The organism is Pantoea sp. Ae19-2 (assembly GCF_059801205.1).
Map to the genome: position 1 here is coordinate 3828568 of NZ_JBCHWE010000001.1, position 15913 is coordinate 3844480.

The window sequence follows — 15913 nt, forward strand, 5'->3', positions numbered from 1 at the left end:
ATCAGCACGGCTTTCTCTTTTACAGCGATCAGAGAGGGCATATGAATGTGTAGAAAAAATCGGGTTTTTTAAAGTAATTAGCAAGCAGGGAAACTGTCAAAAAAATGTATTTTTAAAATAAAAAATAAATAACTATTAAGACAGAAAGAAGGTTTCATGTGATATCAGTCACGATAACTAAACGTAATGCTAGACATAAATAATTAATATAATAGGGTGGCACTATGTTTAATGAGAGTTGAAATATTATGATCATCTTAAACAGCAGCAGTGTAATATCCAAATGGTTTAATATTGATAATGTTATTGTCAATCACCTGCCTTAACGTCTTCTTTTTACAATCGCCCATCTCTTTCGACTGACAGGGTCGTAATTTATCGGGCGCATTTTCACTCATTCAGACTTTAAAAACCCTGCATTATGGGTGCGATCCGTTTACTTGCCCAAAACTGGCTATTGAAAACGCGATGCAACATACAATGCAGTCACGTTTCTTATCGGCTGAAACAGGATAAAAACATTTGCCCGGGTTTTTAATTCATTCATTAAAAAAACCTACGGCATCGGCACGTCTGAATAAAAGGACATGATGATGAATAACTTTAGACACTTACCTGAGCCATTCCGTATTCGTGTTATTGAACCCGTCAAACGCACTACACGAGAGCATCGTAATGCAGCGATGATAAAAGCCGGAATGAATCCATTCTTGCTGGATAGCGAAGACGTTTTTATTGATCTTCTCACCGATAGCGGAACCGGCGCCGTTACGCAAAATATGCAGGCTGCTATGATGCGAGGCGATGAATCTTACAGTGGCAGCCGCAGTTATTACGCGTTAGCGGAAGCGGTAAAAGCTATTTTTGGTTATGCCTATACTATTCCAACACATCAGGGCCGTGGCGCAGAACAAATTTATATTCCGGTATTAATAAAAAAACGGGAGCAAGAAAAAGGTCTGGACAGAACAAAAATGGTGGCCTTCTCGAACTACTTTTTTGATACTACACAGGGCCACAGCCAGATAAATGGCTGTACCGTGCGGAATGTTTATATCAAAGAGGCTTTCGATACGGCGGTTCGCCACGACTTCAAGGGCGACTTTGATCTTGAGCGCCTGGAGAAAGGCATCCAGGATGTCGGCGCGGAGAATGTGCCCTATATTGTTGCCACTATTACCTGCAATTCCGCCGGCGGGCAGCCCGTGTCGCTGGCAAACTTAAAAGCCATGTACCAGATTGCAAAAAAATATGACATTCCGGTGGTCATGGATTCAGCCCGCTTTGCTGAAAACGCGTACTTTATTCAGCAGCGGGAAAAAGCGTACAAAAACTGGACAATCGAAGCGATTACCCGGGAAAGCTATAAATATGCTGACATGCTGGCCATGTCGGCAAAAAAAGATGCGATGGTCCCCATGGGTGGCTTGTTGTCTTTCAAAGATGACAGCTTCTTTGATGTGTACACCGACTGCAGAACACTTTGCGTTGTTCAGGAAGGATTCCCCACCTATGGTGGGTTAGAAGGCGGCGCAATGGAACGCCTGGCGGTAGGCCTTTATGACGGCATGAATCAAGACTGGCTGGCTTATCGTATCAGTCAAATTCAATACCTGGTTGATGGCCTTGAATCGATTGGTGTGACCTGCCAGCAAGCCGGTGGCCATGCTGCCTTTGTCGATGCCGGAAAATTATTGCCGCACATTCCGGCGCATCAGTTCCCGGCTCAGGCACTCGCCTGCGAGTTATATAAAGTGGCCGGTATCCGGGCAGTCGAGATCGGCTCGTTTTTGCTGGGCCGCGATCCTAAATCAGGAGAACAACTGCCCTGTCCGGCCGAACTGTTGCGGTTAACCGTTCCCAGAGCCACCTACACACAAACGCATATGGACTTCATTATCGAAGCTTTTGAGCATGTGAAAGAGAATGCGAGCAACATAAAAGGATTAGCCTTTACCTATGAGCCTAAGGTTTTGCGCCATTTCACCGCAAAACTTAAAGAGATTTCATAGTCATACCTGTACAGTGAGCAGCTGTTTTGGCCACGGCTGCTCCATTACCCTGCCTGTCAGGCATAAAAATTATAACAACGATAAAAGCGAAGAATATTGTTGAGAGGACACCATGGAAGAAAATACAGATCAGAAACACTCCGCCTTTTGGGGCGTGATGGTTATCGCTGGAACCGTAATCGGTGGTGGGATGTTTGCACTCCCTGTCGATCTTGCGGGCGCGTGGTTCTTCTGGGGCGCTTTCATTTTGATCATCGCCTGGTTTTCCATGCTTCATTCCGGTCTGCTGTTACTGGAAGCTAACCTGAACTATCCAACAGGCTCAAGCTTCAATACATTGACCAAAGATCTGCTGGGCAAAAGATGGAATGTAATAAGCGGTATTACCGTTGCTTTTGTGTTGTATATACTGACTTACGCTTATATCTCCGCTAACGGCGCGATTATTAGCGAAACCCTGTCCATGCATTCCAGCATGACGATACCTTCACGTGTTATCGGCATCGGTACAGCGGTTTTCGTTGCCAGCGTGTTATGGATTAGCTCTCTGGCAGCCAGCAGAATCACCTCGCTCTTTTTGGGTATTAAAATCTTAGCCTTCGTCATTGTTTTTGGCTCTTTATTTTTCAAAGTTGATTTTTCAATCCTTAGCGATGTTAGCGGTATCAGTGAAAGCAATCGTTATTTTCCCTATATATTTATGGCCGTTCCGGTTTGCCTTGCCTCTTTTGGCTTTCACGGTAATATCCCCAGCCTGATCATTTGTTATGGAAAACGAAAAGATAAGCTGGTTAAAAGCATTGTTCTTGGTTCACTGCTGGCGCTGTTTATCTATCTTTTTTGGCTGTATTGCACCATGGGGAATATCCCACGTGAAAAATTCAAAGAAATCATTTCTTCGGGCGGAAATGTTGACGCGCTGGTGAAGTCTTTTATGGGAACGCATCCTGGCGGCGTCATTGAATTTTTCTTACTGGTTTTTTCTAATCTCGCCGTGGCCAGCTCTTTCTTTGGGGTCACGTTGGGGTTGTTCGACTATCTGGCGGATCTGTTTAAAATCGATAATTCCCACTTTGGAAGATTTAAAACGGTGCTGTTAACCTTTCTACCTCCCGGCATCTTATATTTGCTCTTCCCGAATGGTTTTATTTACGGTATCGGTGGCGCAGGATTGTGCGCAACAATCTGGGCAGTTATCGTCCCTGCCCTGCTGGCATTAAAATCGAGAAAACGCTTTCCCGATAAAACATTCACTGTCTGGGGCGGAAAGGTTATTCCGGCTGTGGTCATTTTATTTGGTGTTATCGTCATCATCTGCTGGTTTGGCAATGTGCTTAACATCTTGCCAAAGTTTAGCTGACAGACAGGACGGACTGGAAACGGGTTTAACGAAGCCTGTCAACAGGGAGAGGTATTGAACGGCCGGTCACTCACGTGACCGGCGCCAACAAAAGCCGGGATACGACTTAGTGACTTAATCGAGTAACTGACGCCCAAGGTAAGGATTGGCGTGAAGTAATTTCATCAATTTTTGTGCAGTTGCGGAAGGACGCGTACGCTGGGCTTCCCAGCTTTTAACCGAAGAAACGCTAACGCCCATAATCCTGGCAAACTCATCTACCTGCATTCCTGCCATTTCGCGTAAACGCTGTGGCTCTGGCACGGCTGGCTGACGCTGAGTTTGCAGCGCTACAGGGCTGTTATCACGTGTCAAAACAATCTGCTCAAGGCTGCTGAGCAATTCAAACATTGGGTCTTTTAACTCCATAGAGAACTCCTTAAAACTCACTATGAATCACGTGAAAGAAGGTACAAGAACCTGAAATCAGGCTCAGAAACCGGATTAAGCAAGCTGCATCCCTTAAGAGTTTGTTTTTATTGTAAGAAAACCCTTATGGGACACAGCCTGACCTGCATTGCTGTTAAACATGTCAACACAATGCCACAAATGCCGGGAGACTAAGTATGGATAGATACCTGACAATTTGCAGCGCAAATTAGACATTTTTTTTAACTTTACAATTCTGAAAAATGGTTAAGCAACTTAACCTTTTGAAGCGATTGGTTTTGTTACCACAGCGTCTGTCAACAGCGCTGGTCGCGTTTTCTTTATGGCCGGCAATCAGGTGATGAACTGGCCAGGATAACCGCACCGGCTCTGTGAGTTGATTGCAAAATATGCGCCAGACTTTCATTTTTTGAACACATACTGGCTGGAGAGTGCTGTCAGCCATCACGCCTTTCTTGCTGCCAAAACAAGAAAACGCTTGCCAGGCCTGACGTAGGTGGCGCCGGAAGCGCTAAAAAGGGAGTCAGCTTTATCATCGAAGGACAACATGACGTTTTAATTATAGTGAACACGATAATTTGTGCGATTCGTGCCAGTGATTGCGTTCATGCAGGCGTTTGCACCACTTTAATGCAGACGAACAATTTCAGGGCAACTCGTTAATGGACGTTTAACGTTAACGATTCAGATGGAACATCTGTGTCGCTAGAAACATAAGATGGAATTAATTATTTATGACCTATACTTACGGATCCGTTAGCTTCCCTTCGCGCGGGCTCGTTATCGGTGCAAAAAAGCCCGAGTCGCGGATGCGCTGGCCTTCTTTTCTGACACCATAAGCCTGTAACATCATCTTAAACACGCTTAGGGCAAACTTTCTTACAGGTTATGGCCTTACATCGCGCTTTCGCATTGTGTGGCCGTTATCCTTTGTTCTATTCTTTAGGCCACTGCTTATCCGGACATCAGCCAGTTTTACCGACAGGAGTTGAACCCATGGCTTCAGGCATTTCCCGTATCCTGGCACGCAGCGGCATTTTGCTGACTGGCGTGCTTCTTGTGCTGCAACTTACCGCATGTGGTGATAAAGAGGGCGAACAGCGCAAAGCGTTTATCGATTTTCTGCAAAATACCGTTATGCGTAGCGGTGAACATCTACCCAGCCTGAGTGAAAATCAGAAACAAAGTTTTGGCCCTTTCACCGGTGATTACGCCATTCTTTATGGCTTCTCGCAGCAGGCGAACAAAGCTGTGGATCAGGGGATGCGTCCGGTGGTGGATGAACTTTCTGCTATTCATGTGCCGCAGGACTATCTGAGCCGCCACGACTCACTGGCCCAGGCCAACAGCGCGTTGACGGTGGCTACCCAGCAACTGGAAACCGCAAAAATGCAGGCAGATAAAAGTAAAAGCGCGCTTAAGCAAAACGACGACCTGAAAAAAGTCTTCGATACCGCGTATGACAAAGTGGTGACGCAGCCTGCTGGCCAGTTGATCCCATTGCTACCCAAACTGCAGGCACTTAGCCAGGATGCTGTAAAGACAGGTGAGTTTTTGCAGGCTCAGGGAACACGCGTCAGTTTCAATAACGGTGGCGTTCAGTTCCCAACTCAGGAACAGGCGACGCAATATAATGACTTAATGACGAGCTTATCAGCTAATGTGCAAGCGCTGAGCCAGGCTAAAAATGCAGTACAGGGTAATTTGCAATAATCGGCGTGCAGGGGACGGGTCATTCACCGCCTAACCTGAGCCACGTGAAATCATGATTCCGCATTCAAACGGGCCTGATCAAAATGTGATCCGGCCCGTTTTTCATTAAATTAAATTGTGATCTTAGTCTCATTTATCAAACAAAGCTCAATGCCATAAATGTGATCGCAATCACTATAAATCGATTTCGATGGCTAAAAATCCGTCGTCTTCTCGCCGCAATGGCTCATTTCTGTGATAAAAGTCACTTAATAACCCCCCATCCCCCCGACATAAATGTGACCTAAATCACACTAAGCCTCGTGCACTACGCAGTCCACTATTCGCGTGATAAAGTCCGCCTGCATACAGTAATACTGACGGCTCATCGCCGTAGTGGCTAAACAAAAACAAACGCGCGCTCCTGTTGCAGCGCGTCTCAACAAGGGGTGGGCTTATGTCCTCATCAGTAAAGGTCAAAGTACAAAGCTTTGGTCGCTTTTTGAGTAATATGGTGATGCCTAACATTGGCGCATTTATCGCCTGGGGTATTATCACCGCGCTGTTTATTCCAACAGGATGGATCCCTAACGAAACGCTGGCGAAACTGGTCGCCCCAATGATCACTTACCTGCTGCCACTCCTGATCGGTTATACCGGTGGACGCCTGGTCGGTGGCGATCGCGGTGGGGTGGTTGGCGCAATCACTACGATGGGGGTAATTGTCGGTGCTGATATGCCGATGTTCCTCGGCTCAATGATTGCGGGCCCACTTGGCGGCTGGGCGATCAAATCCTTTGACCGTATGGTTGACGGTAAAATTAAAAGCGGCTTTGAGATGCTGGTGAACAACTTCTCTGCCGGTATTATCGGTATGCTGTTGGCCATGCTGGCTTTTATGGCGATTGGTCCGCTGGTTGAAGGTCTTTCACACATTCTTGCCACGGGCGTTAACCTGATGGTGCAGAACAACCTGCTGCCATTGACGTCAATCTTCGTTGAACCTGCAAAAATCCTGTTCCTGAACAACGCGATTAACCACGGGATTTTCTCACCTCTGGGTATTCAGCAGGCAAGTGAAGCAGGGAAATCAATTTTCTTCCTGATCGAAGCCAACCCGGGTCCGGGGATGGGCGTGCTGATGGCCTATATGTTTTTTGGTCGCGGCAGTGCTAAACAGTCTGCTGGGGGCGCGGCGATCATCCACTTCCTGGGCGGCATTCACGAGATCTACTTCCCTTACGTGCTGATGGCACCACGCCTGCTGCTGGCCGTCATCCTTGGCGGAATGACCGGTGTCTTTACGCTGACCGTACTGCACGGTGGTCTGGTATCGCCTGCTTCACCAGGTTCTATCCTGGCCGTATTGGCCATGACGCCAAAAGGAGCTTACTTTGCCAATATCGCCGCCATCTTTGCTGCATTTGCGGTGTCGTTTGTGATTTCTGCCATTTTGTTGAAGACCAGCAAAGTGAAAGAAGATGACGATATTGAAGCGGCGACGCAGCGTATGCGTGATATGAAAGCGCAGTCGAAGGGTCAGAGTCTGACAGGTGCGCCGGTTGCGAGCGACGCGATGAGCGTAGATTTGGATCATGTGCGTAAAATCATTGTGGCCTGCGATGCAGGTATGGGCTCAAGCGCCATGGGCGCTGGTGTCCTGCGTAAGAAGGTCCATGATGCAGGTCTGAGTAACGTGTCGGTCACCAACAGCGCGATTAATGCCTTACCGGGTGACGTTGATCTGGTGATTACCCATCGAGATCTTACTGAACGAGCCATCCGTCAGGCGCCTCATGCCCAGCACATTTCCTTAAATAACTTCCTGGACAGTGCACTTTATAGCACGCTGACCGAGCGCCTGGTGGCGGCTAATCGCAGTGAAGCTAACCGCGAAGCCGTACAGAAGACGCTGGGTGACAGCTACGATGACAGCCATGCCAACCTGTTTAAACTCGGCCAGAGCAACGTTTTCCTGGGGCTGAGTGCCAGCAATAAAGAGCAGGCGATTCGCTTTGCCGGTGAGCAGTTAGTCAAAGGCGGCTACGTAGAACCCGAATACATTGATGCCATGCTGGCGCGCGAAAAGCTGACGCCAACCTATCTTGGCGAGTCGATTGCTGTGCCGCACGGTACCGTTGAAGCGAAAGACCGTGTACTGAAAACGGGTGTGGTTTTCTGCCAGTACCCTGCCGGCGTTCAGTTTGGCGAGGAACCTGATGAAGTGGCACGTTTGGTGATTGGTATAGCTGCCCGCAATAACGAGCACATTCAGGTGATTACCAGCCTGACGAACGCGCTCGATGATGAGCAGGTCATTGAACAACTGGCACGTACAGAAAGCGTACAGGATGTTCTGGATCTGTTATCAGGCAAACCCGCTGTAGCATAATCGGGTCCGACATTTCCCTGGGGCGGTTGTGCCCGTCCCATTTTTTGGGGGCGGACATGCCCGCCCCATCGTTATTTGATATGGGTCAATTTTATGAAAGCGTTACATTTTGGAGCAGGCAACATCGGTCGTGGCTTTATCGGCAAACTGCTGGCAGATGCCGGTATTGAGCTGATTTTTGCAGATGTGAATCAGGCAGTGCTGGATGCCCTTAATGCACGTCATGAATATCCCGTGCATGTGGTAGGTGAACAGGCCAAAGTTGAAGTGGTTAAGGGCGTCAGCGCCGTGAACAGCACCAGCGACGACATTACTGGACTGATCGCGGATGTCGATCTCGTTACCACTGCCGTTGGTCCGCAAATCCTTGAGCGCATCGCTGCCAGCGTGGCAAAAGGTCTGGCCAAACGCAGTGATAACGGCAATGTTCGGCCGTTAAATATTATCGCCTGTGAAAATATGGTGCGTGGAACCAGCCAGCTTAAGCAGCACGTGCTACAGGCGCTGCCTTCTGAATATCATGTCTGGCTCGAACAACACGTTGGCTTTGTGGATTCAGCGGTAGACCGTATTGTTCCCCCTTCTGAAGCAGGCAGTCAGGATCCGCTGGAAGTCACGGTGGAAACCTTCAGCGAATGGATTGTGGACAAAACCCAGTTTAAAGGCGAATTACCCACCATTCCGGGCATGGAACTGACCGATAACCTGATGGCCTTTGTGGAACGTAAACTTTTCACCCTGAATACCGGCCACGCAATTACAGCCTATCTGGGGCAACAGGCGGGGCACCAGACTATTCGCGATGCCATTCTCGATGAGAATATTCGCGCGGTCGTCCAGGGTGCGATGGAAGAAAGTGGCGCGGTACTAATTAGACGCTACGGCTTCGAAGCAGACAAGCATGCTGCTTATATTCAAAAAATTCTTAGCCGCTTTGAAAATCCCTATCTGAAAGATGACGTTGAACGCGTAGGTCGTCAGCCAATCCGCAAGCTGAGCGCAGGCGACCGCCTGATTAAACCGACACTCGGCACGCTGGAATATGGCCTGCCGCATGCCAACCTGGTTCAGGGCATTGCTGCTGCAATGCATTATCATAGCGATCAGGATCCCCAGGCGCAGGAGTTAGCCGCGCTGCTGGCGGAAAAAGGTCCGCAGGCAACCTTAGCGCAGGTTTCAGGACTGGATGCTGAGAGTGAAATAATAAAAGAGGCCGTGAGTGCCTGGCACGCCATGGCATAATAGCCCCATGTTAGCGACCCAGATCGGGGGCAATAAACGGGCCCCCGACAGCAGCACTACACTGATGCAGGCAAGAATGGAAGAAAAGCAGGCTTTTGAAAACCGGGTGCTTGAACGCCTGAACGCTGGACGCTCGGTGAGAAGCTTTTTGTTCGCCGCTGTCGAGTTGTTAGCTGAAGCCGTCAATGTGCTGGTGCTGCAGGTATTCCGTAAAGATGACTACGCGGTGAAATACGCCGTAGAGCCCTTGCTGCTGGGCGACGGTCCGTTAGGTGAGCTCTCCGTCAGGCTCAAGCTGATCTATGGCCTTGGCGTGATTAGTCGGCATGAATATGAAGACTGTGAGTTACTGCTGGCGCTGCGTGAAGAACTCAATCATGACGCGGGCGATTACCGTTTTACTGATGATGAAATTCTGGGACCCTTTGGTGAATTGCACTGCGTGGCGGCCTGGCCCCCCGTTCCCACATTTCATGCTGAAGATGCAGCACTACAGGCGATGCAGCAGCAACGTTATCTGCAGATGGTACGCTCCACTATGGTCCTGTCACTCACCGAACTGATTTCCCGCATTAGTATGAAACAGGCGTTTAAAAAGTCAGTCAGCTAAATCCCGCCGGGAGCCTCAAGGCTCCCCTTTTCACGCTAACCACCGAGAATCTACGTTAAATTTGGTGTATCCTTAGCCTGTTTTCCTCAACGAGTTGTTGTCATGAAAGAGCAAGAAAAAAACGAAATTAAACGTCTCAGCGATCAACTTGACGCGCTGAATCGTAAAGAGCCTCAGTTACTCGAATCCGGTGATGCTGAAAAGCTGGGCGCGTTGCTGAAAGAGAAAGAAACGCTGGTAACGGAAATTGAGCGTCTTCGCAGTCAGCGTGACGTTAAGCTGAGCCTGGAAGCGCAAAAACTGCAAAAATTGCCGTTCAGCCGCGAAATTACGAAAAAAGAGCAGGCAAATTTAGGCGCATTGAAGAAAAGCGTGCTCGGCCTGGTGGTGGTGCATCCAATGACCGCGCTGGGACGAGAAATGGGGCTTAGCGTTATGACCGGATTTGCTAAAAACGCCTTTTGATCATGTTTCAGGCGGCGGCCCGATCGCTGTTTTGCTGGCCAGTAGCAGTCCCAACCTGCTCTGCCAGCGTATCCAGCAGCGTATAACGACGGCGGTATTCCGCACGCTTCTTACTGGCAATCTCTTCCAGCGTTTTACGCGGCAGCGCCAGCGGCAGCATAAAGACGCCGTCAGCACGCTCCTTTCCGTTGATCGTCAGCCAGAAATCGCTGTAGCTGGCATGGAATTTATCCTCTTTACTCTGGCGATAACGCAGGCTGCGAAAAACATGCGTTTCATCCCCTACCGCCGCTATTTTCCTGACACCACATTGCTGAGATAAAATAAAGACGACTTCCATCAATAAGCGTTTAGGAAATAAACCATGTGCCGCTTTGGTTGCATCACGAATAACATCATTGCTGATACTTTTACGCGGTCCCTGTAAGCCACCGATTAAGAGTGTGCGCGCGTTTTCCTCGTTCAAGATCGTGAATGAAAGTGAGGCTAAGCCTTCTCCCTGATAACGCAAGACTAAGGTTATTTCACCTTCACGATCGTAATAACCTGAGCTACAGGCAATGACAAAATCTTCATCATTTTTACCCTTCAGCCTGGCCAGCACGCTCTCTTCGCCACTTTGTAAAACCTGGCGAAGTTGAAGATTATCCAGGCTGTTCATTAAATGATAATGGTCGAGAATAGCCTGGGCGCGTGCAGCTACACCCATTCCGGCACGCAGATAAGGGCGATGTAACTTCGCGGGTAAGACTCCCTGCACACGCATTAATTGCGAAAACCGGGGTAACTCTGAGAGCTGCTGTAAATAGCGCAATGTGGTCACGGGCGCAATCAGCGTCCTTAAGGCAAATTTAAAACGGAATTGACGGCTTAGCCAACGTTTATTTGGCACGTACTTTCCGCTGACCAATTGAAAAAAAAGAGAGGCATACGAATCAGCAACCGGCTCGTGTGTAGTATAAATAGACATGGCATAAGTTCTTATTAATTTGATAGTGGCGCTGATGATAAAACGAGCCACATCAACGACAGGTTAATGACTCAAATTGTTAAAAACTTACCGGGATAAACTGACGCTTCGTTTAATTCTGGTTTAACTGACTTCGAACGTTGGGCTTTAAAGGTGGGAAGCGGTGCGGGCAGCGCAGCATCAGCTATCGCAATGGCAATGGCAATGGCAATGGCAATGGCAATGGCAATGGCAATGGCAACATTCAGACCGGAAAAGGACGAAAACCAGATATTCAGGCGAAAAAAAACCGGCAGAACAGGTTCTGCCGGTCAGGTCTCTTGGGTTATCGCTTACTTAGCCGATGCAAAGCGGGCTGCCGCTTCGTCCCAGTTAACCACGTTCCAGAACGCTTTGATGTAGTCCGGACGCTTGTTCTGATACTTCAGGTAGTAGGCGTGTTCCCACACATCCAAACCAATGATCGGATAGCCAGAAACGCCAGCGACGGCCTCGCCCATCAGTGGATTATCCTGGTTAGCAGTGGAAACCACGGCCAGTTTGTCGCCTTTTTTAACCAGCCAGGCCCAACCTGAACCGAAACGGGTGGTCGCCGCTTTCTCAAACTCTTCCTGGAATTTCTCAACGCTACCAAAATCTTTCTCAATAGCCGCCTTCAGTTCGCCCTGAAGGGTCGTGCCGGTTTTCAGGCCTTTCCAGAACAGACTGTGGTTAGCATGACCACCTGCGTTGTTGCGCAGCGGGCCTTTTTTGTCTGCTGGCAGCTGATCCAGCTTAGTGATCAGTTCATCAACGGGCAGATCAGCAAATTCAGTGCCTTCCAGCGCCGCATTGGCGTTGTTGACATAGGTCTGATGATGTTTGGTGTGATGGATTTCCATCGTCTGCTTGTCAAAGTGCGGTTCCAGTGCGTCGTAGGCGTAAGGCAGGGATGGCAGTGAATAACTCATGTTCTTCCTCTCCATTTAGTGTTTGAGCAGCACGACAATGTCGGCACGTGCCGCGTAAGCAGTCTTATCATTATAGTTAAATTCATGATCGGTAAAAGCGTAATCAATGCCCTATTAAACATAAGGTTTTGAAAAAACATGCAAAGACTGCGCATTTTTCGTTTGATGCTGACCGCAAAACGGGCTTCGCGCAGGCGCAGTCAGCGAGCCCGTGACGGCCTGATAACCGCTTCTGCAGGCACTCATTCGCGCTGCTCAGCATTTACATCAGCCGCTGTGGATGAGTGTAAATGGTCGCCCGGCCCGGCTTACTGAAACCGACAAGGGTAAGGTTGCAGCGTTCTGCAACCTCAACAGCCAGTCGGGTCGCAGCGGAGACGGCAAACAAAATCTCCACGCCGCACATTGCAGATTTCTGCACCATCTCATAGCTGGCGCGACTGGAAACTAACAGGGCGCCCTCGCCCCAGGCGGCCTGACTGCGATAGCCCAACAGCTTATCCAGCGCCACATGACGACCGACGTCCTCGCAGCCGTGAATCAGCACACCATCAGGCTGTATCCAGGCCGCTGCATGGGTACAGCCCGTTTTTTGCCCCACTGGCTGAAACTGGTTAAGTTGCCCCAGTGCGCGATCCAGATGCGCTAACGTAAACCTCTGGGTGAACGGCAACGGCGTAAGCGGCTTACCAATCTGGTCCAGTTGCTCAACCCCGCAAACGCCACAGCCGGTCCGCCCCGCCAGGGCCCGTCGCTGCGCTTTCAGCGCCATAAAACGACGGCTGGATAGCTCAATCTGTACCTCAATGCCATTGCAACCCGCGACCACATCCATACCGAAGATATCTGCCGGCGCATCGATAATGCCTTCAGAGAGAGAAAAACCGATGGCAAAAGCCTCCAGGTCTTTGGGCGTTGTCATCATCACGACGTGGGAAATGCCGTTATAAACCAGCGCCACGGGAACCTCTTCCGCTAGCCAGTCAGCCCGGGAGTGATGTAAATCGTCACGTTGCCACACCAGAGTTTCACGCAGACCGGCATTCCCGATTACATCAGCATCACTTCTCGCCTCGTTTTTATTCACTTTTTTCTGATCCTGGCTGATTCCGCAATGATTGAAAGGTAATAGTATTCCGTTATGCTGAATAGTGCCTATTCTGAACCTGCTGACAGAGAGCAACAAGCGCATGGCACCCTGATAGCATAAAGCGTGAAATGGCGCGCGGCTGGCCCGGCATGCTCGATGTCTATCTGTATGAAATCATCCAGCCTCGGGAAAAATACATTTCATCCACAAGGGCGGGATTTGGACTGCTATGATCAGCCTGTCGGGAACATTGATGAGATCCTGAAATGCTGCAATCTTCTGACTGACGACGAGTCCTGTCATGATGGAGATAACCGCAACAGAAAAAACGTAAAACCGGCGACAAAGCCACCGTCCGAATGGCCTGAGCCACGACTGAAAACCTATTCTTGCTGGTGTCGTGAATCGCGTAATCAGCCAACAAAACAGGAAAATGCCCTCTATGAGCATCCGCATTATCCCGCAAGATCAGTTGGAGAAGAGCGAAAAAAATCCAGCGGAGACAATCCCGCCGTTACTTTTCCCCCAGTTGAAGCGTTTATACAGCCGCCGCGCCGCGCGACTGCGTGATCTGGCCGCTAAAAATCCACTGGGCGATTATTTACGCTTTGCCGCCGTCATAGCCCAGGCGCAGGAAATTGTGCTGTATGACCATCCGCTGCAGATGAATCTTCATGCCCGCCTGGTACAGAGTGCTCAGGAAGGCAAACCGCCGCTGGATATTCATACTTTACCGCGGGATACGCACTGGCACCGCCTGTTGCATTCGCTGATTGCGGAACTTAAACCCGAGATGAGCGGCCAGGCGCTGGCAGTGCTGGAGAACCTGGAAAAAGCCTCTGCCAGCGAGCTGGAAACGATGGCCAGCGCACTCTTTGCGGGCGAGTATGCTCAGGTCAGTAGCGACAAAGCGCCTTTTATCTGGGCGTCACTGTCGATTTACTGGGCGCAAATGGCGGCGTTGATACCGGGTAAAGCACAGGCAGAGATGGGCAATCAACGCCAGTACTGCCCGGTGTGCAACAGTATGCCCGTTGCCAGCATGGTTCATATGGGCACCGACGAAGGCGCACGTTACCTGCATTGCAATCTGTGCGAAAGTGAGTGGTACGTGGTGCGTAGCAAGTGCACAAACTGCGAACAATCCCGCGATCTTCACTACTGGTCGCTGGACAGTGAACATGCAGCAGTAAAAGCTGAAAGCTGTGGTGACTGTGGTAGCTATCTGAAAATCTTGTATCAGCAAAAGAATCCGGCAATTGAACCCGTCGCGGACGATCTCGCTTCTTTGGTGCTGGATGCCCGTATGGAGCAGGAAGGCTTTACACGAAGCAGTCTGAATCCCTTTATGTTCCCTGGTGAATAGCTATTGCTAAAAAACCTCGCTAAACGGAGCTACGCAATGAAACTGATTGGCAGCTATACCAGCCCTTTTGTACGCAAGATATCTATCATCATGCTGGAAAAAGGTATGATGTTTGAATTCGTTAATGCTTCGCCTTACAGCGATGACAGCCACGTTCCGCAATATAATCCGTTGGGAAAAGTGCCTGCACTGGTCACGGAGGACGATCAGATCTGGTTCGATTCCAGCATCATCGCTGAGTACCTGGAACAGCGCAGCCCGACGCCTGCTTTGTTGCCTGACACTTCCCTCGCATCGCTAAACGTTCGTCAGCTCGAGAAGTTAGCTGACGGTATCAGTGACGCGGCGCTGGTGATTGTGCGTGAGCAGTTACGTCCGGGCGATATGCAGTCAGAAGAGGTTTTACTGCGTAATCGTGAAAAGATTCAGCGTGGCCTGGACAGCCTGGAAGCCTCCGTGAACGAAGGAAAATGGATCAACACTGGCGCACTTAACCTGGCGGATATTGCGACGGGCTGCATGATCGGTTATCTGAATTTCCGTCGCGTCGTGCCGAACTGGTGCGTTGGCCGCCCGGCGTTAGTCAAGCTGGCAGAAAACCTGTTTCAGCGCGAAAGCTTTGCCCGAACCACGCCGCCCGCATCCTGATCACTCGGCGCAGCAAGTTGCCGGTCGCCGGGTTTCTGAAGGGCCAGCGGCGTTATGCGTATTCTGAAGCGGTGAGAGGCACGCCGCTAAGGATGCAGAGCAAATCTGCATAAACGTGCAATCAGAAACGGTAACCCACCCCCAGATTAACGCCGTTAACAGCGCGTTGCTCTCCTTCAACCCGGGTGCGGGAACCTTCGTAACCCAGGGTTACAGACAGATAATCAACCGGGTTAATGATAATACCGGCCCCGTAAGCCAACGCATTGGTCGTCTCCGAAAACTGGATGTCCTGAGGCATTCCCTGAGAATCATAGCCGTGATACTGGCGGCTCATCGCGGCATGGGAAAAGCCGGCCAGCGCATAAACACTGACCCGTTGATTCAGACGATATGCCGGCCCCGCCAGTAAAGAATAATATTTTGCGCTTACGTGATCGGACGTATGGCGCTGAAAAAAAGAACTGTTGCTGTCCTCACTGTTCTCCAGAGTGGTGAAAGAGGCCACTACGCTAACCGGCGAGTCCCACTCATAACGATATTGCAGATTCACACCGGGCATATTTTTAAAATCTTCAACTTTACTCTGCGCATAGCCTACAGACAGCGTTTGACTTGCCACTGCGGGCACCGCACCACTCAGCAGCGCACAGAAAATAGCGGAAATAATCACCTTGTTCATACAAC

General features: G+C 49.8%; 15 protein-coding genes. 10 read left to right on the forward strand and 5 right to left on the reverse strand.

Annotation, left to right across the window (positions count from 1 at the left end; all coding sequences use genetic code 11):
• Positions 1–248 precede the first annotated feature (248 nt).
• The 3 genes from tnaC to tnaB all read left to right on the forward strand — a co-directional run bounded on the left by tnaC (position 249) and on the right by tnaB (position 3372).
• Positions 249–326, forward strand: a complete 78-nt coding sequence (tnaC, locus tag AAIE03_RS17570) for a tryptophanase leader peptide (RefSeq protein ID WP_104933743.1) — start codon at positions 249–251, stop codon at positions 324–326.
• Between the two features lie 267 nt (positions 327–593).
• Positions 594–2012: a tryptophanase gene (gene tnaA / locus AAIE03_RS17575; RefSeq protein ID WP_022623757.1), complete on the forward strand. Its 1419-nt coding sequence runs from the start codon at positions 594–596 to the stop codon at positions 2010–2012.
• A 112-nt stretch (positions 2013–2124) separates the two neighbouring features.
• Positions 2125–3372 carry a low affinity tryptophan permease TnaB gene (gene tnaB, locus AAIE03_RS17580; protein ID WP_014594984.1) on the forward strand — a complete coding sequence of 416 codons (1248 nt, stop codon included), beginning with the start codon at positions 2125–2127 and terminating at the stop codon, positions 3370–3372.
• A 114-nt stretch (positions 3373–3486) separates the two neighbouring features.
• Here tnaB and AAIE03_RS17585 read toward each other — a convergent pair whose 3' ends face one another.
• The gene (locus tag AAIE03_RS17585) at positions 3487–3780 is read right to left on the reverse strand and encodes an HTH-type transcriptional regulator (RefSeq protein WP_014607017.1); all 294 of its coding nucleotides are present in this window, start codon (positions 3778–3780) and stop codon (positions 3487–3489) included.
• Positions 3781–4797: 1017 nt separating this feature from the next.
• Here AAIE03_RS17585 and AAIE03_RS17590 point away from each other — a divergent pair.
• The 5 genes from AAIE03_RS17590 (at position 4798) to AAIE03_RS17610 (ending at position 10202) form a co-directional block, all read left to right on the forward strand.
• Positions 4798–5514 carry a DUF3053 domain-containing protein gene (locus tag AAIE03_RS17590; protein ID WP_019106243.1) on the forward strand — a complete coding sequence of 239 codons (717 nt, stop codon included), beginning with the start codon at positions 4798–4800 and terminating at the stop codon, positions 5512–5514.
• A gap of 436 nt (positions 5515–5950) precedes the next feature.
• Positions 5951–7885, forward strand: coding sequence for a PTS mannitol transporter subunit IICBA (locus AAIE03_RS17595; RefSeq protein WP_014607019.1), 1935 nt, complete (start codon positions 5951–5953; stop codon positions 7883–7885).
• A 93-nt stretch (positions 7886–7978) separates the two neighbouring features.
• A complete protein-coding gene (mtlD, locus tag AAIE03_RS17600) occupies positions 7979–9127 on the forward strand; it encodes a mannitol-1-phosphate 5-dehydrogenase (RefSeq protein ID WP_014594982.1) in 1149 nt (382 codons plus the stop codon).
• 7 nt (positions 9128–9134) lie between these two features.
• Complete coding sequence (gene mtlR / locus AAIE03_RS17605; RefSeq protein ID WP_014594981.1) at positions 9135–9737, forward strand: mannitol operon repressor MtlR; 603 nt, start codon at positions 9135–9137, stop codon at positions 9735–9737.
• A gap of 102 nt (positions 9738–9839) precedes the next feature.
• Positions 9840–10202 carry a YibL family ribosome-associated protein gene (locus AAIE03_RS17610; RefSeq protein WP_498563104.1) on the forward strand — a complete coding sequence of 121 codons (363 nt, stop codon included), beginning with the start codon at positions 9840–9842 and terminating at the stop codon, positions 10200–10202.
• Between the two features lie 7 nt (positions 10203–10209).
• On the opposite strand, the gene AAIE03_RS17615 is transcribed toward AAIE03_RS17610, so the two are convergent.
• The 3 genes from AAIE03_RS17615 to fdhD all read right to left on the reverse strand — a co-directional run bounded on the left by AAIE03_RS17615 (position 10210) and on the right by fdhD (position 13209).
• Positions 10210–11172 carry a VirK/YbjX family protein gene (locus AAIE03_RS17615; RefSeq protein WP_014594979.1) on the reverse strand — a complete coding sequence of 321 codons (963 nt, stop codon included), beginning with the start codon at positions 11170–11172 and terminating at the stop codon, positions 10210–10212.
• 332 nt (positions 11173–11504) lie between these two features.
• On the reverse strand, positions 11505–12122 hold the full coding sequence (gene sodA, locus AAIE03_RS17620; protein WP_014607023.1) for a superoxide dismutase [Mn]: 618 nt from the start codon (positions 12120–12122) through the stop codon (positions 11505–11507).
• A gap of 262 nt (positions 12123–12384) precedes the next feature.
• Positions 12385–13209, reverse strand: a complete 825-nt coding sequence (fdhD, locus tag AAIE03_RS17625) for a formate dehydrogenase accessory sulfurtransferase FdhD (protein WP_031284268.1) — start codon at positions 13207–13209, stop codon at positions 12385–12387.
• 445 nt (positions 13210–13654) lie between these two features.
• On the opposite strand from fdhD, the gene fdhE reads away from it, so the two are divergent.
• Positions 13655–14578, forward strand: coding sequence for a formate dehydrogenase accessory protein FdhE (fdhE, locus tag AAIE03_RS17630; RefSeq protein ID WP_014607025.1), 924 nt, complete (start codon positions 13655–13657; stop codon positions 14576–14578).
• A 36-nt stretch (positions 14579–14614) separates the two neighbouring features.
• Positions 14615–15226 carry a glutathione S-transferase gene (locus tag AAIE03_RS17635; RefSeq protein ID WP_072136252.1) on the forward strand — a complete coding sequence of 204 codons (612 nt, stop codon included), beginning with the start codon at positions 14615–14617 and terminating at the stop codon, positions 15224–15226.
• Between the two features lie 121 nt (positions 15227–15347).
• Here the strand turns inward: AAIE03_RS17635 and AAIE03_RS17640 are convergent, their stop codons facing one another.
• A complete protein-coding gene (locus AAIE03_RS17640; RefSeq protein WP_014594974.1) occupies positions 15348–15908 on the reverse strand; it encodes an Ail/Lom family outer membrane beta-barrel protein in 561 nt (186 codons plus the stop codon).
• Between the last annotated feature and the right edge of the window lie 5 nt (positions 15909–15913).